The following is a 20,317-nucleotide window of genomic DNA, read 5'->3' on the forward strand; positions in this document are numbered from 1 at the left end:
CTCGCTATGACGCCCTAGAGCGAGGGTGATCTCACGCGCGCCACACTCCGACGTGCCGCTCAGAACGCCTGTGGTTCGAACGCCTCTTCGGGCACCGGCTCCTCGCGCCGCCGCGGTGGCTCTGCCTCGCGGGGGCGGCCGATGCTGATCGATCCGTCGGGCCCGACTTCGAGGTCGACGCCCAGCCCGTCGAGCCGCCCAGCGATCGGCGCCACCTCGTTCTGCAGCACGCCGATCAGCCCCGCCTCGGGATCGATATCCTCCACCACCGGCGCCTTGACGACCGGCGCGAGATTGAGCGCGGACACCATGAAGTTGCGCCAGATCCGCGCGGGGATGCCGCCACCGTGCAAGCCCGGATTGGGCGTATTGTCGTCGTTGCCGACCCACACGCCGACCACCAGATCGCCCGCGAAGCCGATGAACCACGCGTCGCGCCCCGATTGCGACGTGCCCGTCTTGCCGTACGCGTCGACTGACAGCGCCGCGGCGCGCCCGGTGCCGCGGATCGACGCGGCGAGCAGCGTCAGCATGTCGCGATGGATACGGTCGGGCATCGTCTTCTGCCCGTCGGTCAGCGCCTGGTACCAGCTCTTGTCGGCGACGTTGCGCAGCCCGTGCGGCTGCACCGGATAGCGCCCCTCCGCGACGCCAGCGAACGCCGCGGTCAACTCGAGCAGCGAGACTTCCGACGTGCCGAGGCCGATCGTCGCCTCGTTCGCGATCGGGGTCGAGATGCCGAGATCGCGCGCCGCGCGGATCACGTTGCGCACGCCCACCTCCTGCGTCAGCCGCGCGGCGACGACGTTCGACGATCGCTGGAACGCGCGCCGCAGCGAGATGTCGCCGAGGTACCGCCCGTCATCGTTCTTCGGCTTCCACCCAGCGATCTCGATGGGTGAATCGTCGACCACCGTGTCGGGATTCATCCCCGCGCGCAGCGCCGCGAGATAGACGAACAGCTTGAAGGTCGATCCCGGCTGCCGCCGCGCCTGCGTCGCGCGGTTGAACGGGCTTTTGGCATAGTCGCGCCCGCCGACCATCGCGACCACCTCGCCGTCGCGCTTCATTGCGACGATCGCCGCCTGCGCCTGCCGCAGCCCCGCCTGCCGGATCGCGCGCTCCGCGGTACGCTGCAGGTTGCGGTCGAGCGTGGTGCGCACCGTCGCCTCGGTCTGCACCTCGCCCGCCTGGTCGCGCGCGTCGGGCAGCACCCAGTCCGCAAAATAGGTGCCCGTCGGCAGGCTCTGCGCGCGCCGTGCCAGCACGCGCTGCGGCTGCACGTCTGCCGCCTGTCCCTTGGTCAGGAAACCTGCGTCGACCATCGCGCCGACGACGATCGCCTGCCGCTTGCGTGCGCCTTCCAGGTTGCCGGTCGGCGCCAGCCGCGACGGCGCCTTGACCAGCCCGGCGAGCATCGCCGCCTGGCCGATGTTCATCTTGCCCGGCTCACGCCCGAAATAGTGCTTCGACGCCGCGCGCAGCCCGTACACATTATCGCCGAAATAGACGTTGGAGAGGTAGCGCGAGAGGATCTCGTCCTTCGACAGCCACGCCTCCAGCCAGAAGGCGATCATCACCTCGCGCAGCTTGCGCGCCGCGGTGCGATCCGAATCGAGGAACGCATTCTTGGCGAGCTGCTGCGTGATCGTGCTGCCGCCCTGCCGCACCCCGCCCGAGCCGACATTCGCCCAGGCCGCGCGCAGGATGCCCCGCGGCGAAATCCCCCAGTGCGAATAGAAGCGCCGGTCCTCGATCGCGAGAAACGCCTCCGTCACGTGCGCAGGCAGGTCGGACGCGACCACCGGCGCGGCGATGATCGCGCCGCGCCGCGCGATCGGCGTGCCGTCCGCTGCGGTCAGCGTGATCGACGGCGGCGTCGGCGGCTTCAACGATTTGGACAGCGGCGCGGTCACCGCGAGCCAGCCGATCGCCAGCACCAGCAGGATCAGCGCGATGCCGATGCCCCGCGTCACCCAGCGCAGCGGGATGCGGCGGCGGCGGCGCGGCGGCCCCTCGGGCGGCAGCCCCGGATCGTACCCATGCTGATCCTGACGGTGACGGGGATCGCGATCGACCCACGCGTCGAACCCCGGCATCGCCGTGCGCGGCTCGGCGGGCGCATGGTTGTAGCGCAGCCGCCCGGGCTCGTACGGGCCGTCGCCCATCGGGCGCGGATCGAAGGGATCGGGGCGCATATCGTCGTTCCGGCGGTCGGCCATTACGCGTATTACTTTACTAAGACAGTTGCCGCAAGGTTGCGCATCGTGCGAGGGAATAGGGCGATGAACGCCGCAACGGAAGCTCCCACGTCCGACACCCGCCCGCTCGTCGTCGGCATCGGCGGCACGATCGGCGGCCCCTCCTCCACCGAGCGCGCGCTCGCGATCGCGCTCGACGCAGCCGGCGAGCAGGGCTTTCGCACCCGCCTGTTCGGCGGCGCGGACATGGCGAAACTGCCGCTCTACGATCCCAAGGCTGCGCATCGCACCGCGGAGGAGCAGGATTTCGTCGCCACGGTGCGCCGCGCCTCGGCCCTCATCATCGCCTCGCCCGGCTATCACGGCAGCATCTCGGGCGTGGTCAAGAACGCGCTCGACCTGCTTGAGGAAACCGCGCGCGATACCGATCGCGCCTATCTCGCCGACATGCCCGTCGGCCTCATCGCCACCGCCTACGGCTGGCAGGCGACCGGCTCGACGATCGCGGCGCTACGCTCGATCGTCCACGCGCTGCGCGGCTGGCCGACGCCCTTCGCGGCGGCGATCAACACGCAACTGACCAAGTTCGACGACGAGGGCGGCGCGAGCGATCCCGCCGTGATCGAACAGCTCAAGCTCGTCGGCAAGCAGGTCGCGCGCTTCGCGCCGCTCGCCGGCCTCGCCGACTAGGGCGGGCGACCGACGATCCGCGGGCAATAAACGCCCGTAAAACGCAGCTCGACGTAACTTTAGTTATCCCACCGTTGACAGCCGCGCCGCCGCTGGTCCACCTCCGCGCCTGACGCGCCGACGCCACGATCGGCCGACGAAGCTGGAGAGCGGGCATGGTGCTGACCAAGGGCGACGAATATCCGATCCACCAGACGGCCGAGCCGGTCGCCTATGCCGGCACCGATCGCAATTTCTACGATCGCTTCTTCTTCAACGGCTATGCGCCCGGCGTCGCGGAAGACGGCTTCTTCGCCGCGGCGATGGGCGTCTATCCGCACATCAACATCATCGACGCAAGCTTCTGCTGGCTGAAGGACGGCAAGCAGATCAACCTGCACGCCAGCCGCGGCCTCAACATGGAGCGGATGGATACGCAGGTCGGCGGCATCGCGGTCGAGGTGCTCGAACCGCTGAAGTCGGTGCGGCTCACCGTCGACGCGCCCGAACACGGCATTCGTGCCGAGCTGACCTACACCGGCCGCGCCTTCCCGCTCGAAGAGCCGCGCTTCACGCGCCGCAACGGCCCGCGCATCCTGATGGACGTCACGCGCATGACGCAGAACGGCACCTATCAGGGCTGGATCGAGGTCGACGGCGTCCGCACCGAGGTGACCGACTGGCTCGGCACGCGCGACCGCTCGTGGGGCGTCCGCCCGATCGGTGCGCTCGATGCGCAGCCCGCAAGCCCGCCGATCGCGCCGCAGTTCTTTTGGCTGTGGAGCCCCACCGCGATGGAGGACGGCGACTTCTACTTCCACACCAACGACGACGAGCACGGCCGCTTCTGGAACCGGCGCGCCGCGTGGAAGCCACTCGGCGGCGGGATCGAGGACGAGACGCACTTCGAATCCGATTACAAGATCCAGTGGAAGCAGGGCTCGCGCCACGCGCAGGGTGCCAGCGTCACGCTGAAGGACGAGGAGGGGCGCGAGACGCAGGTCGAGTTCGATATCGGCCAGCCGTTCATGATGCTCGGGCTCGGCTACACGCACCCCAAATGGGGCCACGGCCGGCACCAGGGCGACGGGCTGACCGTGGAGCGCGAGGATTTCGTGCCTGCGGACCTCGACGTGATGCAGCCGCACCACCTCCACATCCAGGCGGTGGCCGGCGTCACGATGACGGGCCCCGACGGCAAGGTGCGCCGCGGCAAGGGCGTGCTCGAACAGCTCGTCATGGGCCCGCACGCGCCATCGGGCTTCAAGGACGTGCTCGACCCGGCATGAGCACGCTCACCGCTTCCGAGATCGAAGCCTATCTCACCCGGCTGTGGCAACAGCCGGTGCGCGTCGAGGCGCTCGCGCGCATCCCCGGCGGCGCCAGCCGCGAGACGTATCGCTTCGACGCGCACACCGATAGCGAACGGCACCAGCTGATCCTGCGGCGCGAACCCGCCAAGGGGCTGATCGACACCGAGAGCGCGACTGAGTTCCGCGCCTATCAGAGCGCGGCAGGCGTCGTCCCCGTGCCGCGCGCGATCGCGCTCGAACCCGACGGCGCGGAGCTCGGCCGCCCGTTCTTCATCATGCAGCGGATCGAGGGCGGCGAGGTCGCAGGCAGCTTCGCGCGCGATCCGTTCGGCGCCTCGGCGCCGGCATTGGGCGAGGAATTCTTCGGCGCGCTCGGCCGGCTCGCCGCGCACGATGCCGCCGGCACCCCGCTCGCCGATCACGCCGCGATGCCCGCGCCTGACGAATGCTGGCGCATCGCGCTCGATTACTGGGACGGCGTGATCGAGGAGGACGCGCTGCTGCCGCAACCGATCGCGCGCGCCGCGATCCGCTGGCTGCGCGCCAACCCGCCGCCGCCCGCGCAGCGCGTCGCAATCGTCCACGGCGATTATCGCTCGGGCAACGTCATGCACGACGGCGCGGGCAAGATGCTCGCGATGTTCGATTGGGAAATGGCGCATTTTGGCGATCCGCTCGAGGATCTCGGCTGGGCGCTCGATCCGATCTGGGATCACTTCACCCCCGGCATGGCGAGCGGCATGGTGCCGCGCGCCGACGCGATCGCGATCTGGGAACGCGCCAGCGGGCTCACCGTCGATCCCGCAGCGATGCATTGGTGGTCGCTGTTCGCCTCGGTCAAGGGCGCGGCGATCTGGCTGTCGGCGTTCCGCGAATTCGTCGACGGTGGGCGGCAGGATCCGGTGCTCGCGGTGTCCGGCTGGTACACGCTGCGCCGGCAGGACGCGATCATCGCCGCGCAGCTCGGCGGATCGGTGTTCGATCCCGTGCCCGCGCTGCCGGCGAGCGACTTGGCGCAGGTGCTGATCGGCGCCGGTATCGCCGCCGCGGGTGCCGGTGAGAAGATGGGCACGATCGATGCCTTTGCCGGCTCGACGCTCACCGTCGCCGCGCTGCTCGCATTGCTGGGCGCGCAGGAGGCGGAAAAGGCCGCCGCCTGGCGCCGCGCCGACATCGCCGATATGCGCCGGCTGCTCGGCGACGATGCGCCGGTGACCGCGGAGGGCGAGACGCTCGCTGCGCTCGACGGCATCTGGTCGACCCTGGCAAGCGCGCTGATCGCGCACCACGACCACGTCGCGACCGACGCCGATGCCGAGCGCCCGCTGCTCGATTTCTACCGCGAGAGCGCGGCGCGGCGGGAACTCGCTTGGCCGCTATGACCGCCGCCGCCGAGCCCGCCGCCGACCTGCCGCTGGCCGGCGTGCGCGTGATCGATGCGGTCCCCGGCATACTTGGCGCGCTCGGCCGCTTCCTCGGCGAACTCGGCGCAGAGGTGATCCGCATCGAACCGAGCGCTGGCGCGGCGGATCGTGCCGCCGGTCCGCGCGTCGCCGGGGTCAGCCTGCCCTTCGTCGCCGCCAATCTCGGCAAGGCAACCTGCCCGATCAATCTGCCGGCAGATATGCCGGCACTGCTCGATCTCGCGCGTGAGGCTGACATCCTGCTCGAGGCGGGGCTGCCCGGGCTCGACGCCGCCGCGCTCGCTGCCGCCGCGCCGCGCCTCGTCCACGTCGCGATCACCGATTTCGGCGACATCGGCCCGTGGCGCGACTGGCAGGCGAGCGACTCGGTGCTCCACGCGCTCACCGGCGGGCTCTCGCGCTCGGGGCTCCCCGGCCGCGCGCCGCTGATCCCGCCCGGCCAGCTCACCTATGAGACGGCGGTCGCGCATATCGCGGTCGCGACGCTCGGCGCGTTCATCCGCACGCTGCGTACCGGCGAGGGCGATCGTCTCGACGTCTCGCTGATCGAGGCGGCGATGCAGGCGCTCGATCCGGGCTTCGGGCTCAACGGCAGCGCGCAGTCGGGCGTGCCGAGCTGGAAGATGCCACGCGGTCGCACCGACGAGCGCTTCCGCTATCCGATTCTGCCGTGCGCCGACGGCTTCGTGCGGCTGTGCGTCCTCGCGCCGCGCCAGTGGCGCCAGATGCACACCTGGATGGGCGCCCCCGCCGCCTTCGCCGGCCCCGAGTGGGATCGGCTGATGACACGCTACAAATCGCCCGACCTCCTGCCAGCGATCACCGCCTTCTTCGCCGACAAGACGCGCGCCGAGATCGAAGCGGAGGCCGCAGCGCGCGGCATCCCCGCCGCCGGGCTGCTCGATCTGGGCGAAGCGATCGCGACGCCGCAGATGGTGGCGCGCGGCGCCTTCGTGCCGGTCGAGATCGTGCCGGGCGTATCGCTGCCCTTCCCCGCCGGCGCGGTGACGATCGACGGCGCGCGCGCCGCGCCCGCCGCCCGCTATCCGCTGCCCGTCCGCACCGCTTTCAGCGCCCCACGCCCGCGCTACGCCGCGCCGCCGCCCGCCGAGTACCCGCTCGCCGGCATCCGCGTGCTCGATTTGGGCGTGATCGTGGTCGGCGGCGAGAGCGGGCGGCTGCTCGCCGATCTCGGCGCCGATGTCATCAAGGTCGAGAACGCCGCCTTCCCCGATGGCCAGCGCCAGTCGCGCGACGACGATCCCGTCAGCCTGACCTTCGCCGCCGGGCACCGCAACAAGCGCGGCCTGTCGATCGATCTGAAATCCCCGCGCGGCAAGGCACTGTTCCTTGATCTCGTCCGCGGGGCCGACGTGTTGCTGTCGAACTTCAAGCCCGGCACGCTCGCCGGGCTCGGCTTCGACGCCGCGACGCTGGCAGCGGCGAACCCGCGCCTCGTCACCGTCGACAGCTCGGCCTACGGCGCGACCGGTCCATGGTCATCGCGGCTCGGCTATGGCCCATTGGTCCGCGCCTCGGCCGGGCTGACCAAACAGTGGACCTATCCCGGCGAGCCCGACAGCTTCGCCGACGGCATCACCGTCTATCCCGATCACGTCGCCGGCCGCATCGGCACCGCCGGCGCGCTCGCGCTGCTGATCCGCCGGATGCGCACCGGGCACGGCGGCAACGTCAGCGTCAGCCAGGCGGAGGTGATGCTCGGCCACAAGGCGGCGGAGATTGCCGCGCTCGCCGGCACCGCCGCCGGCTTGCAGCTCGACACGCCCGCAACCGCCGAGGACTGGCTGCTGCCCTGCGCCGGGGACGACGAATGGTGCGCCGTCAACGTGCGCCACGCCGCCGATCGCGCGGCGATCGCCGCGCTCGTCGGCGGAAACGATCGCGCTGCGGCCGAGCGCTGGGCCCGCGCACTGCCGCCCGACCAGGTGATGGCGCAGCTTCAGGCGGCCGCCGTCCCGGCGGGCATGATGGTGCGCGTCGTCGATCTCCCCAGTCTTCCCGCCTATCGCGCGCTCGGCACCTTTCGCGAGGCGACGCACCCGCTGCTCCCCGTGCCGTTCCAGGTCGAGGGCACGCTCACCCGTTTCGCGCGCGTGCCGCCGCCCGATCAGCGTCCCGCCCCGCGCATCGGCGAGGACAGCGTCGCCGTGCTCAAGGACTGGCTGGCGCTGGACGACGCCGCGATCGCGCCGCTCCTCGCCGACAAGATCATCGAACAAGCTGCCTAGAAAGGGATAATCATGGCCGAGCCGACTGCGAACCTGGGAAACGAAGCCGTCACCGTCGAGACGCGCGGCAACGTGATGCTCGTTACGATCAACCGCCCGGAGGCGCGCAACGCCGTCAACCGCTTCGTCCACGAAGGCGTCGGCGACGCGCTCGAGGCGGCGGACAGTAATCCCGAAATCCGCGTCGTGATCGTCACCGGCGCGGGCGACAAGTCGTTCTGCGCCGGTGCCGATCTCGTCGCGCTTTCGCGCGGTGAGAGCCTCGCCCCCGACGACAAGACCAAGGCGGCCTGGGGCTTCGCCGGCATCGTCAGCCACGCGATCTCCAAGCCGGTGATCGCCGCGGTCAACGGCATGGCGCTCGGCGGCGGGCTCGAGATCACGCTCGCCTGCGACCTCGCCGTCGCGGTTGACGAGGCGAAGTTCGGCCTGCCCGAGCCCAAGCGCGGGCTGTTCGCGGCGGCGGGTGGCGTGTTCCGCCTGCCCGAGCAATTGCCGAAGAAGATCGCGATGGAGATGATCCTCACCGGCGATCCGATCGACGCCAACCGCGCACTCGAACTCGGCCTGATCAACGCCGTCGCGCCGCGCGACAAGCTGCTCGACACCGCCTTCGCGCTCGCCGAGCGGATCGCGGTCAACGCGCCTCTGTCGGTGCAGGCGTCGAAGCGGATGGCGCAGGGTATTTCGGGCGGCAAGGTCGCGCGCGAGGAAGCCGCCTGGGCACAGAACCGCGACGAGACCAAGATCGTCTTCACCAGCGAGGATTCGCGCGAAGGGCCAAAGGCGTTCGCCGAGAAGCGCACGCCGGTGTGGAAGGCCAAGTAAGTGGCCGATCCGGAGAAGGTCGCCGTCATCGTCGGGGTCGGGCAGGTCAACGACCGCCCGGCCGATCCGATGGCGGGAAAGGATTCGCTCGGGCTGATGATCGCCGCGCTAGAGGAAGCCGACAAGGACGCCGGCGGCGGCTGGCTGCCTGACGTCGATTCGGTCGCGGTCGTTCAGCAGATCAGCTTCCGCAAGACCAATCCGCTGGCGCAGAAGGTCGCCGACGGCATCGGATCGAAGGCGGGCATCGTCTACGAGTCGGTCGGCCCAAATGGCGACAGCCCGATCCTGCTGCTCAACGAGGCGGCGAACCGCATCGCGCGCGGCGAGATCAGGATCGCGGCGGTGACCGGCGGCGAGGCGCTGCGCACCGCGAGCCAGCAGGCCGCGCTCGCCGCGAAGACCAGCGTCGCGGACCAGAACCCGCTGCGCAACCTCGCGAAGAATGCCGCGCCCGGCTACCGTCAAGTCTACGGTCTCGCGACGCCGGTCGACGTCTATCCGCTGTACGAGAATGCCGGTCGAGCCGCTTATGGCCAGACGCTGGCCGAGGGGCAGCGCGAGTCGGGCGAGATCTGGTCGCGCTTCTCCGAGGTCGCGGCGCAGACCCCCGCCGCCTGGATCCACGCCCCGAAGACGCCGGACGAGGTGATCGAGCCGACCGCCGACAACCGCCCGATCGCCTTCCCCTACACCAAGCTGATGGTCGCCAATTCGAGCGTCAACCAGGGCGCCGGCTTCATCGTCACCAGCCTTGCCGAGGCGCGCCGCCGCGGCGTCCCCGACGACCGCATCGTCTACGTCGGCCGCGGCGCGAGTGCGCACGAGGCGGACGATTTCCTCGCACGCGACCGTTACGACAAGTCGCCGAGCATGGAGGTGTGCCTTCGCCGCACGCTTGAGTTCAACCAGGTGACCGCGGACGATCTCGATCTGGTCGAGCTCTATTCGTGCTTCCCGTGCGTCCCCAAGATGGCGCGGCGCGTGATCGGCTGGCCGGTCGAGAAGCCGGCGACGGTGTTCGGCGGCCTCACCTTCGGCGGCGGGCCGATCGGCAATTACATGGCGCACGCCGTGGCCGAGATGGTCGATAGTCTCCGGGCCGGCGAGGGCGAGAAGGGCCTGCTGTTCGCCAACGGCGGCTTTGCGACGCACAACCACGCGATCGTCCTCGCCACCCAGCCGTTGCCCGGCGCGGGCGAGGCGCACGAGTTCGACCTGCAGGCGGAGGCGGACGCGGCACGCGGCGCGGTGCCGGCACTGGCGAAGGACTATACCGGCCCCGCCGAGATCGAGACCTACACCGTCTTCTACAACCGCGACGGGTCGTCGAAGGCCGGCGTCGTCGTCGCCAAGCTGCCGGACGGCAAGCGCACGCTGGCGCAGGTGCCCGCGAACGACACGGCGACGATCGCCTTCCTCAGCGACGGCACGGCGGAGCCGGTCGGTACCGCCGGCACCGTCGTCGCCGATGGCGACGTGATGGTGTGGCAGCGCAGCGCCTGATCGTACCCCCTGTCCTCCCCGGCACCGCGTCGGGGAGGACGGGGTTGCACTCCCCCGCCGCTGTCGCCTAATCGCGCCGGTGCCCTCCCCAGGCGCTGTTGGTAACGTCAGGAGGAATCCCCCATGCAGACCCGCGCCGGCCTATCGGTCGATCCACGCCTCGCCGCCTTCGTCGAGGACGAGGCGCTCGCCGGCACCGGCATCACGCCCGACGCCTTCTGGCAGGGCGCAGCGGCGATCTTCGCTGAGTTCACGCCCGAGAACCACGCGCTGCTCGCCCGGCGCGAGGAGTTGCATGCCGCGATCGACGCGCGCTACGCCGCGGGCGCGCCCGTCGACACCGCGTTCCTTACCGAGATCGGCTATCTCGTTCCCGAGCCCGCGCCCTTCACGATCGGCACGCAGAACGTCGACGCCGAAATCGCGACGATGGCGGGGCCGCAGCTCGTCGTCCCCAGCCTCAACGCGCGTTTCGTGCTCAACGCCGCCAACGCGCGCTGGGGCAGCCTGTACGACGCCTTTTACGGCACCGATGCGCTGCCCGGTAAGGCGAAACCCGGCGGCTACGACGCGGATCGCGGCGCTCAGGTTATCGCCCGCGCGCGCGCCTTCCTCGACGAGACGTTGCCGGGGTGGGAAGCGGCGCTGACGGGGGGCGACTGCCCGCATCGTTTCGCGACCTTCGATAAGGGCGTGATGTTCGCGCACAACGGCCTGCACATCGAGATCGTCGTCGATCGCGACCATCCGATCGGCCGCACCGATCCGCTCGGCATCGCCGACGTGGTGCTCGAATCGGCGCTGACGACGATCGTCGATCTCGAGGATTCGGTCGCCGCGGTCGATGCGGAGGACAAGGTCGCTGCCTATCGCAACTGGCTCGGGCTGATGCGCGCCGATCTGGTGGAAACGTTCGAGAAGAACGGCGAGACGCTGACGCGCCGCCTCGCCGCCGACCGGACGTACACCGCGCCGAGCGGCTCGACGTTCACGCTACCCGGCCGATCCTTGCTGTTCGTGCGCAACGTCGGCCATCTGATGACGACGCCGGCGCTCCGCCTCACCGATGGCGGCGAGGCGCCCGAGGGCATCCTCGACGCGATCATGACGTCGCTGATCGGGCTGCACGATCTGAAGCGGCTCGGCTCCTCACAGAACAGCCGCACCGGATCGATCTACATCGTCAAGCCCAAGATGCACGGGCCCGACGAGGCGGCGTTCACCAACCAGCTGTTTGACGCGGTCGAGGATCTGCTCGGCCTCGCGCGCCACACGATCAAGGTCGGCGTGATGGACGAGGAACGCCGCACCTCCGCCAATCTCGCCGCGTGCATCCATGCAGTGCGCGACCGAATCGTGTTCATCAACACCGGCTTCCTCGATCGCACCGGCGACGAGATCCATACCGCGATGCGCGGCGGCCCCGTCATCCGCAAGGCAGAGATGAAGGGCGCCGACTGGATCAAGGCGTATGAGGATCGCAACGTGCGCATCGGCCTCGCCTGCGGCCTCAGCGGCAAGGCGCAGATCGGCAAGGGCATGTGGGCCGCGCCCGATATGATGGCCGATATGCTCGACCAGAAGATCGCGCATCCGCGGAGCGGCGCCAACACCGCCTGGGTGCCCTCCCCCACCGCCGCGACGCTCCACGCGCTGCACTATCATCAAGTCGACGTGTTCGCCCGCCAGCAGGAAATCGCCGGCGAGGCGCCGCCGGCGCTCGACCGCCTGCTGAGCGTGCCGTTCGCCGCCGGGCGCAACTGGTCGCCCGACGAGGTGCGCGAGGAACTCGACAACAATTGCCAGGGCATCCTCGGCTATGTCGTGCGCTGGATCGATCAGGGCGTCGGCTGTTCCAAGGTGCCCGACATCCACGACGTCGGGCTGATGGAGGATCGCGCGACGCTGCGCATCTCGTCGCAGCATCTCGCCAACTGGCTGCTCCACGGCGTCTGCACCGAGGCGGAGGTCGACGCCGCGCTCGATCGGATGGCGAAGAAGGTCGACGCGCAGAACGCCGGCGACCCACTCTACCGCCCGCTCACCCGCGACGGCCTCGCCTTCCAGGCGGCGCGCGCGCTGGTGTTCGAGGGTGTGACGCAGCCGTCGGGCTATACCGAGCCGCTGCTCCACCGCTTCCGGCAGGAAAAGAAAGCCGCATGACGATCCGCCCGCGCCGTTCCGCGCTCTACATGCCCGCCTCGAACGCCCGCGCGATCGAGAAGGCGCGCAGCCTCGCGTGCGACGTCGTGATGCTCGATCTCGAAGATGCCGTCGCGCCCGAGCAGAAGGCGGCGGCGCGCGACCAGGCGGCGGCGGCGGGCGGGTTCGGCCGCCGCGAGTGGGTGATCCGCGTCAACGGCCTTGATACCGAGTGGGGTGCGGACGACCTTGCCGCGTGCCGTGCCGCCGCGCCCGATGCGGTGCTGCTGCCCAAGGTCTCCAGCCCCGACGATCTGCGCCAGGCGCGTGCGCTGCTCGGGCCCGGCCCGGCGCTGTGGGCAATGATCGAGACCGCGCGGGCGCTCGTCGATCTGCGCGCGATCGCCGAGGCCGCGGCGGAGACCGGGCTCGCCGCGTTCGTCGTCGGCCCCAACGATCTCGCCAAGGAGCTTCGCGTGCGCCCCGGCGTCGATCGCGCACCGCTGCTGCCGATCCTCAGCCGGATCGTCACCGTCGCGCGCGCCTACGGCATCGCGCCACTCGACGGGGTGATGAACGCGTTCGACGACGATGGCGCGATGGCCGCTGAATGCGCGCAGGGCCTCGCCTTCGGCTTCGACGGCAAGACGCTGATCCACCCCAACCAGATCGCCCCCGCCAACCGCGTCTTCGCGCCGACCGCGGAGGAAGTCGCCTGGGCGCAGCGCATCGTTGCCGCGTTCGACGCGCCCGAGAACGCCGGCAAGGGCGCGATCAAGGTCGACGGCAAGATGGTCGAGCTGCTCCACCGCGACGACGCGCAGCGCACGCTCGCGGTGGCAGCCGCGATCGCTGACCGCGGATAAGCGTCGGGAGGCGCGCTCCGGGTCGCAGCGGCTAGTATCGCGGTGGCAATCGCGCGTCACTGCCGCTAAAGCGCGCGCGACCCACAATCATCGAGAGCCCCGCCGATCCCGATGCGAATCGCCATCGCCTCTGATCACGCCGCCGTCGCGTTAAAGGCGACGCTCGCCGCGTGGCTGCGCGACGCCGGCCACGACGTCACCGATCTTGGCCCCGCGACCGACGCGCGCGTCGACTATCCCGATTACGGCTACCGGCTCGCCCAGGCGATCGCCGGTGGCAGCGCGGCGCGCGGCATCGCGCTGTGCGGCTCGGGCATCGGCATCTCGATCGCAGTGAACCGCCACCCCGCCGCGCGCTGCGCACTCGTCGCCGAGCCGCTGTCCGCCGCCCTCGCGCGCGAGCACAACGACGCCAACGTCCTCGCGCTCGGCGCGCGCCTCGTCGGCGAGGACATGGCCAAGGCCTGTATCACCGCCTTCCTCACCACCGCCTTTGCCGGCGGCCGCCACGCCGCGCGCGTCGACAAGCTCGCCGCGCCGAACCTCCGTTCCGAAAGGGAGCCCGCATGAGCACCAACCCCGCCGTCCTCACCGATGTGCAGCCCGACGGCTTCTTCACGCGCGGCCTCGCCGATGCCGATCCCGCGGTGTTCGGCGGCGTCGCGCAGGAATTGGAGCGCGAGCAGACGCAGATCGAGCTGATCGCGTCGGAGAACATCGTGTCGAAAGCGGTGCTCGAGGCGCAGGGCTCGGTCTTCACCAACAAATATGCCGAAGGCTATCCAGGCAAGCGCTATTACCAGGGCTGCCACCCGTCAGACGTCGTCGAGCAGCTCGCGATCGATCGTGCGAAGGAGCTGTTCGGCTGCGGCTTCGCCAACGTCCAGCCGCATTCGGGCGCGCAGGCGAACGGCGCGGTGATGCTCGCGCTGGTCAAGCCGGGCGAGACGATCATGGGGCTCAGCCTCGACGCCGGCGGCCACCTGACGCACGGCGCGAAGGCGGCGATGAGCGGCAAGTGGTTCAACGCCGTGCAGTACGGCGTCACCCCCGACACGCATCTCATCGATTACGACGCGGTCGAGCGGCAGGCGCTGGAGACGAAGCCCAAGCTGCTGATCACCGGCGGGTCGGCCTATCCACGGCAGATCGATTTCGCCCGCTTCCGCGCGATCGCGGACAAGGTCGGCGCCTATTTCATGGTCGACATGGCACATTTCGCGGGCATCGTCGCGGCGGGGCATCACCCCAGCCCGCTGCCGCACGCGCACGTCGTCACCACCACGACGCACAAGACGCTGCGCGGGCCGCGCGGCGGCATGGCGCTGACCAATGACGAGGGCATCGCCAAGAAGATCAACTCGGCGGTCTTCCCCGGGCTTCAGGGCGGCCCGCTGATGCACGTCGTCGCGGCCAAGGCGGTGGCGTTCGGCGAGGCGCTCCAGCCCGAGTTCAAGAGCTACATCGCCGCCGTGGTCGAGAACGCCAAGGTGCTCGCCGCGACGCTCGCGGAGCGCGGGTGCAACCTCGTCTCGGGCGGCACCGACACCCACCTCGCGCTGGTCGATCTCACCCCGCTCGGCGTCACCGGCAAGGATGCCGACGAGGCGCTCGAGCGCGCCGGGATCACCTGCAACAAGAACGGCATTCCTAATGATCCGCTGCCGCCGGTGAAGACCAGCGGTATCCGCGTCGGCTCGCCCGCCGGCACCACGCGCGGCTTCGGCACCGCCGAATTCCGCGAGATCGGCAACATGGTCGCCGACGTGCTCGATGGCCTCGCCAAGAACGGCGAGGCGGGCGACGCACAGGTCGAGGCAGCGGTGCGGGAACGAGTCCGCGCGCTGTGCGCTCGTTTCCCGATCTACCAGTAAGGGAAGAACATGTCGAAGATCGAAGAAGTCCAGAACACCGTCAAGGCGACGCCGGGGCTCGGCAAGAAGATGGCGAAATACGGCGCGATCGGCGCGGTCGTCGCGATCCCCGTGCCGTTCGTTGGTCCGGTGCTCGGCGCGCTCGTCGGCGCCGGTGTCGCCTACGCCCGCCGCGACAAGATCTGACGGATCGGCGGCACCGCGCCGGATAGCGGTGCCGCCATCGATACGAGACGAGACCGATGCGCTGTCCCTTCTGCGGCCATGATGCGAGCCAGGTAAAGGACAGCCGCCCGACCGACGACGGCGCGGCGATCCGCCGCCGTCGCCAGTGTGAGGGCTGTGCCGCGCGCTTCACCACGTTCGAGCGGATTCAGCTGCGCGAGCTTACCGTCGTCAAGTCGGAGGATCGGCGCGAGCCGTTCGAGCGTGAGAAGCTGCTCCGCTCGATCGGCATCGCCGCGCGCAAACGCCCGCTCGACGGCATCGCGATCGAACGGCTGGTCAGCGGCATCCAGCGCCAGCTCGAAACCAGCGGCGAGGCCGAAGTCGCCTCGAAGCGTATCGGCGAAATGGTGATGGACGGACTGAAGGGACTCGATTCGGTCGCCTATATCCGCTTCGCCAGCGTCTACCGCGATTTCAGCGAGGCCAAGGATTTCGAGGAATTCGCCGGCAGTGTCGAGGAAGCCGCACGGGGGTAGCGCCTCTCCGCCCCCGCCGCCTCCCCACCCTGCTGGCCCCGAACGGCGTTCGCGCTTGTCGAAGAGGGCTATCGAGCGATAGGCCGCCTGCATGACGTTCTGGGTTTATGTCCTCCGCTGCGCCGACGACAGCTACTACACCGGCCACACCGACGATCTCGAACGTCGCGTTGCCCAGCATCAGGCGGGAGAAATCCCCGGCTACACGCAGCAACGTCGCCCAATAACCCTGATATGGTCACAGGATTTTTCGTCGCGGTCGGAGGCGCTGGAAGCCGAGCGTCAGATCAAGGGCTGGTCGCGGGCCAAGAAGGAGGCACTGTTCGGTTTCGACTGGGCGACGATCCGTTCACTCGCGAGCCGGGCGCTGCTTCGAGACGGCACTTCGCCCGGGCAAAGCCCAACCTCAGCGCCTCCTCAGCACGAACGGATACCAAACACACCCGTTCGTCTTGAGGAGGGACTGAACGCCAACGAAGGCCTGTCTCGAAGCGAAACCTCCGTTCGTCCTGAGGACGTGCTGAGCGCCAGCGAAGCCCCGTCTCGAAGGACAGCCACGCCCGAAGCGCCACCCCCCGTCATCGTCCTCGTCCGCCCGCAGCTCGGCGAGAATATCGGCAAGGCAGCGCGCGCGATGCTCAATTTCGGGCTGACCGAGATGCGCCTCGTCGCCCCGCGCGACGGCTGGCCCAATCCCGCCGCCGGCCCCGCGGCGTCGGGCGCCGATATCGTTCTCGCCAATGCGCAGGTATTCGACACCGTCGCCGACGCCGTCGCCGATTGTCCGCACGTCTATGCCACCACCGTGCGCAAGCGCGGCGTCACCAAGCTCGTCGTCACGCCCGAGCACGCCGCGCAGGCCATGCGCGCCGCATCAGGCCGCAGCGCGATCCTGTTCGGACCCGAGCGATCGGGGCTCGAAACCGACGATGTCGCGCTCGCGCGCACGATCCTGACGGTGCCGATCAATCCCGCGTTCGGCAGCCTCAACCTCGCGCAGGCGGTGATCCTCGTCGCCTACGAATGGTCGAAAGGCGAAGCGCTCGCCTCGCCGCCGGAAGTCGATCTCGGCGTGCCCGCGCCGCAGGAGGAACTCGAGGGGATGATTGGCCAGCTCGACGCGATGCTCGTCGCGGCCAACTTCTTCTTTCCGCCCGATCGCACGCCGGCGACGCGGCGGACATTGCGCACGCTGCTCACCAAGCCGGGCTGGACCAGCCAGGAGGTCCGCACGATGCGCGGCGTGCTTTCCGCCCTCGCCGGCGCCAAGGCGAAGAAGTCGGGCGGATAGATTTACGCGGCGCGAACGCCGGCCAATGCCAGGGGGGATATCCTCCCCCCTGGAAATCACTCAGTTGCTGTCCGAATCGTCGTCGTCTTCGTTGTCGATGATCAGCAGCGCGACGCCGACCACAACGGCAGCGCCGATGATCGCCGGGATGATGCTCACGCCGGCAAGGCGATCGGCCTTGGCAGTTGCGGTGCCCGCGCGCGGCGCGTTCGACAGCGAGAGCTTCGAGGCAGCCGTCGTCGGAGCGACGGGGGCGGCGGTCGCCGCTACCGGCGCCATGGCAATCGAACCGGCAGCCAGGCCGGTCATCAGTTTTGCGATCATTTCAACTTCTCCCATTCACGCACACGAAAGTCAGCGTAGCGCCACAACCAGTGACGCACCGATAAGTCTCACAGCTTTATTGATGCAGCGCAATAATCAAGCCGGGCCGGGTATCGAACCCGGTAGTCGGACCTTTCAAAGCAATCGGCACATACCGCAGCGTCGCGGCTACGCGTGCCCGTCGGCCGGCGGTAGGGTGGCATCGAGGTCGAGGCGGGGGCGGGGCCGAAGATCAGCGGCAAAGGCGGCCATACACCGCGTCGTGTCTCCGTACGGCGCGCGACGTGTTCCTCAACAAACGCCGGCGTTTGATATCGGCCGTACCCACTCTGCTTTTGGGATAATGCTTGTATCGCGAGCGTTAACCTGAAACGCTGAGGATCACCCTCGATGCAGCGCAGGAGTTGTTCACATGCTGGTACTTGCCGCAATACTTGCTGTCGTCGCACCGGCCGATAATCAGCCGAAGGCAGAGCTGGAATTGAATGCCGCCGATCGTCGCGCGCTGGTGATCGGGCTTGAGCGGCGAGTCGGCGGGAAGTTCGTCCTGACCGGCATCAAGGATGCCGAACGCGCCTGTCAGACGGCCCACTCCTGCATCACGGATGAAGCACTGCTTGCGGCAGCAAGGCACGGTGCACCCGTTAACGCTGTTCGGACGATCGACCAGTTACTTGCATCGAGCGATGTGAGTGGTGAGACGCCCGTCGCGATCGTAAGCGCACGCAGCGCACGGTGGAAGGGGGACAATCTGATCGTTCGCACCTCCGTGTACGACAAAGCCGGTGGCCGGTGGATGGCTCGCGAAGCGACGATCGCTCAATTTCCCGGTGTCATAGCGCCGGTACGAACACTGCTGTCCTGGCAATCGGTCGACTGACAAGGACGTCCGCTGCCTAAACGCCCCGCAGGTGTGATTACCTGCGAAGGCTTGGCACGCTTCGAGTCCATTCCCACGCCAAGCCTGCGGACGGCGTAGGCCGCCCCGCGACGAACGCCGCGTCGGGGCAGCGCCCTTCGCACAATACCCCGTTCCGCGCGTGGAGTTGCGACGGCGTAGCACGGTGGCCGAAGACGACGAAAGCCGGGGAAAGCAGAGCCTTACGGTCAGCTAGGCTCTTGGCTGTCTATCAAGCTATGAAATGGTGCCCAGGGACGGGATCGAACCGCCGACACTGCGATTTTCAGTCGCATGCTCTACCAACTGAGCTACCTGGGCGCACGGTGGATCACCGCGGAGCGGTCCCCCTAATCGCGCGGCGTCGCGCTGTCCAGCCCATCCGCGCCGTCACCGATACGATCGATCGCCGGACCGGGAATGCGATAGCCTTCGCCAAGCCATTGCAGCAGGTCGCGGTCCTTGCACCCGCGCGAGCAGAAAGGCGCAGCGGCGGGCTCGGGCGGCCGGCCGCAGATCGGGCATTTCGTCTTCATGCGTCGAAGATAGGCATTCGGCCCGTGCGGCGCACCACCTCGTCGAGCCAGCCGGGCCGCTGCACGATCCGCGTCCGTACCGCATCGGGTAGCCGCACATTGTTCGAGGCGCCAGGCGGCGTCCGCTCGATCGTGCGCAGCGCCGCGCGCGCCGCCGCGCCGATCGGATCGGCGCGCAGCAGCTCGGGCAGCGATGGGCCGGTGCGCGGACGCACGATCTGGAGGAAGCCGAAGCCGTTGACCGCGGTCCGCTCGAACGGCGGCGGCAGATGCGCGTCGATCGCGTCGGCCACCGCCTGCCGCGGCGTGCGGCCGCTCAGCGTCGGGAAGTCGATCCCGATCGACCCGCCGATCGCGTGGCGCTCGATTGCCGCGGCGACCGCCAACGCCGCGCGCACCGCCAGCGCATCGAGCGGCGCGCCGCCGTCGACGTCGAACAGCGTCATCGCCGGCGTCGGCGTCAGCCGCAGCGCGCCACCGGCAAAGGCGATGTCGCCGCTCGCCGCCTCGTCGAGCACTTCGGACCAGCCCGCCGCCTCGAGCGCATCGGGCTCGTGCGCGCGCAGTTGGCGCACCGGCGCATCGGTCAGCTGGTCGCGCAGCGTCGGCGACGGGCGCAGCGCAGCGTCGCTGATCCGACCGCGCGGCGGCTTGCGCCGGCCAGCCTCGGGAACCGTCGCGCGGGTAATCTCGATGCGGATCGCCGCGCCCAGCGTCGTTCCCGCCGGCGCGCGATCGAGCGCGACCTCGCTACCGTCGTCGAGCCGCGCGACCAACCGGTCGATCAGCCGCGCCGCCGCTACCATCCCCGGCTGCGGACCGGCGTCATCGGGCAGGATGCGCGCGCGAACGATCCGGTCGTCAACGACGAGCGCCGCGCGCTCCTCGCCGACCCCCGCCTCATACAACCACTCAGCCAAATGCGATCCCGGCGCTTGTCAGCAAGGCGCGCGTCTCGAACAGCGGCAGCCCGACGACGCCCGAGTAGGAGCCGTCGATGCGGCGGACAAAGGCTTCGGCGCGGCCCTGGATCGCATAGCCGCCCGCCTTGCCCATCCCCTCACCGCTCGCGACATAGGTCGCGATCTCCGCGGCGCTGAGCGGCTTGAATGCGACGGTCGTGTCGGACAGCCGCGTGCGCTGCGTGCCGTCGGCACCGATCACGACCACCGCCGACAGGCAGTGATGCCGCCGCCCGGAGAGCAGCTCGAGCATGCGGACGAGATCCGCATCGTCGGCCGGCTTGCCGAGGATGCGGCGCCCGGCGACCACGCTGGTATCGGCCGCAAGCACGACCTCGGCAGCATCGCGCGCAACCGCTTTGGCCTTGGCGATTGCGACGCGCAGCACGTAATCGCGCGGGCGCTCGTCCTTCAGCGGTGTCTCGTCCACCTCGGGCGCGACGACGCGCGCCGGCACGACGCCGATCTGCGCCAGCAGCGACAGCCGGCGCGGCGATGCGGAAGCGAGAATGAGGGGGGCGGGCATCAGC

19 protein-coding genes and 1 tRNA gene are annotated in these 20,317 nt (G+C 69.5%); 14 read left to right on the top strand and 6 right to left on the bottom strand.

The window, feature by feature from the left end:
• Positions 1–59: 59 nt before the first annotated feature.
• Positions 60–2,222: a transglycosylase domain-containing protein gene (locus tag F1C10_RS12065; protein ID WP_185206493.1), complete on the bottom strand. Its 2,163-nt coding sequence runs from the start codon at positions 2,220–2,222 to the stop codon at positions 60–62.
• Between the two features lie 63 nt (positions 2,223–2,285).
• Here F1C10_RS12065 and F1C10_RS12070 point away from each other — a divergent pair, with 63 nt between their 5' ends.
• From F1C10_RS12070 to F1C10_RS12130, 13 genes are all read left to right on the top strand, one after another.
• A complete protein-coding gene (locus F1C10_RS12070) occupies positions 2,286–2,891 on the top strand; it encodes an NADPH-dependent FMN reductase (protein WP_185206494.1) in 606 nt (201 codons plus the stop codon).
• Between the two features lie 155 nt (positions 2,892–3,046).
• Entirely contained in the window at positions 3,047–4,159 is a 1,113-nt protein-coding gene (locus tag F1C10_RS12075) for a hypothetical protein (RefSeq protein WP_185206496.1), read from the top strand.
• Complete coding sequence (locus tag F1C10_RS12080) at positions 4,156–5,565, top strand: phosphotransferase family protein (RefSeq protein WP_185206497.1); 1,410 nt, start codon at positions 4,156–4,158, stop codon at positions 5,563–5,565. The genes F1C10_RS12075 and F1C10_RS12080 overlap by 4 nt, the downstream gene beginning before the upstream one ends.
• A complete protein-coding gene (locus F1C10_RS12085; protein WP_185210216.1) occupies positions 5,562–7,856 on the top strand; it encodes a CoA transferase in 2,295 nt (764 codons plus the stop codon). The genes F1C10_RS12080 and F1C10_RS12085 overlap by 4 nt, the downstream gene beginning before the upstream one ends.
• 12 nt (positions 7,857–7,868) lie before the next feature.
• Entirely contained in the window at positions 7,869–8,684 is an 816-nt protein-coding gene (locus F1C10_RS12090; RefSeq protein ID WP_185206499.1) for a crotonase/enoyl-CoA hydratase family protein, read from the top strand.
• Positions 8,685–10,190 (top strand): acetyl-CoA acetyltransferase, encoded by a 1,506-nt coding sequence (locus tag F1C10_RS12095; RefSeq protein WP_258042891.1) that lies wholly within the window; start codon positions 8,685–8,687, stop codon positions 10,188–10,190.
• Positions 10,191–10,313: 123 nt separating this feature from the next.
• A complete protein-coding gene (locus F1C10_RS12100) occupies positions 10,314–12,353 on the top strand; it encodes a malate synthase G (RefSeq protein ID WP_185206501.1) in 2,040 nt (679 codons plus the stop codon).
• The gene (locus tag F1C10_RS12105) at positions 12,350–13,198 is read left to right on the top strand and encodes a CoA ester lyase (RefSeq protein ID WP_185206502.1); all 849 of its coding nucleotides are present in this window, start codon (positions 12,350–12,352) and stop codon (positions 13,196–13,198) included. The genes F1C10_RS12100 and F1C10_RS12105 overlap by 4 nt, the downstream gene beginning before the upstream one ends.
• A gap of 111 nt (positions 13,199–13,309) precedes the next feature.
• Complete coding sequence (rpiB, locus tag F1C10_RS12110) at positions 13,310–13,768, top strand: ribose 5-phosphate isomerase B (RefSeq protein ID WP_185206504.1); 459 nt, start codon at positions 13,310–13,312, stop codon at positions 13,766–13,768.
• Positions 13,765–15,072 carry a serine hydroxymethyltransferase gene (gene glyA / locus F1C10_RS12115; protein ID WP_185206506.1) on the top strand — a complete coding sequence of 436 codons (1,308 nt, stop codon included), beginning with the start codon at positions 13,765–13,767 and terminating at the stop codon, positions 15,070–15,072. Before rpiB ends, glyA begins: the two co-directional genes overlap by 4 nt.
• Positions 15,073–15,081: 9 nt before the next feature.
• The gene (locus F1C10_RS12120) at positions 15,082–15,258 is read left to right on the top strand and encodes a hypothetical protein (RefSeq protein ID WP_185206508.1); all 177 of its coding nucleotides are present in this window, start codon (positions 15,082–15,084) and stop codon (positions 15,256–15,258) included.
• A 56-nt stretch (positions 15,259–15,314) separates the two neighbouring features.
• Positions 15,315–15,776, top strand: coding sequence for a transcriptional regulator NrdR (gene nrdR, locus F1C10_RS12125; RefSeq protein ID WP_185206510.1), 462 nt, complete (start codon positions 15,315–15,317; stop codon positions 15,774–15,776).
• Between the two features lie 91 nt (positions 15,777–15,867).
• A complete protein-coding gene (locus tag F1C10_RS12130) occupies positions 15,868–17,067 on the top strand; it encodes a TrmH family RNA methyltransferase (protein WP_185206512.1) in 1,200 nt (399 codons plus the stop codon).
• Between the two features lie 60 nt (positions 17,068–17,127).
• Here the strand turns inward: F1C10_RS12130 and F1C10_RS12135 are convergent, their stop codons facing one another.
• Complete coding sequence (locus tag F1C10_RS12135; protein ID WP_185206514.1) at positions 17,128–17,391, bottom strand: hypothetical protein; 264 nt, start codon at positions 17,389–17,391, stop codon at positions 17,128–17,130.
• A gap of 412 nt (positions 17,392–17,803) precedes the next feature.
• Here F1C10_RS12135 and F1C10_RS12140 point away from each other — a divergent pair, with 412 nt between their 5' ends.
• Positions 17,804–18,271: a hypothetical protein gene (locus F1C10_RS12140; protein WP_185206516.1), complete on the top strand. Its 468-nt coding sequence runs from the start codon at positions 17,804–17,806 to the stop codon at positions 18,269–18,271.
• A gap of 263 nt (positions 18,272–18,534) precedes the next feature.
• Here the strand turns inward: F1C10_RS12140 and F1C10_RS12145 are convergent.
• The 4 genes from F1C10_RS12145 to F1C10_RS12160 all read right to left on the bottom strand — a co-directional run bounded on the left by F1C10_RS12145 (position 18,535) and on the right by F1C10_RS12160 (position 20,313).
• Positions 18,535–18,610: transfer RNA gene (locus tag F1C10_RS12145), tRNA-Phe, on the bottom strand.
• Between the two features lie 29 nt (positions 18,611–18,639).
• Entirely contained in the window at positions 18,640–18,825 is a 186-nt protein-coding gene (locus F1C10_RS12150; RefSeq protein ID WP_185206518.1) for a DNA gyrase inhibitor YacG, read from the bottom strand.
• Positions 18,822–19,745: a ribonuclease gene (locus F1C10_RS12155; RefSeq protein WP_185206520.1), complete on the bottom strand. Its 924-nt coding sequence runs from the start codon at positions 19,743–19,745 to the stop codon at positions 18,822–18,824. Before F1C10_RS12155 ends, F1C10_RS12150 begins: the two co-directional genes overlap by 4 nt.
• Entirely contained in the window at positions 19,738–20,313 is a 576-nt protein-coding gene (locus tag F1C10_RS12160) for a nucleoside triphosphate pyrophosphatase (protein ID WP_185206521.1), read from the bottom strand. Before F1C10_RS12160 ends, F1C10_RS12155 begins: the two co-directional genes overlap by 8 nt.
• Between the last annotated feature and the right edge of the window lie 4 nt (positions 20,314–20,317).

Origin of the sequence: Sphingomonas sp. NBWT7 (assembly GCF_014217605.1) — a bacterium.
Classification (GTDB): Bacteria; Pseudomonadota; Alphaproteobacteria; order Sphingomonadales; family Sphingomonadaceae; genus Sphingomonas.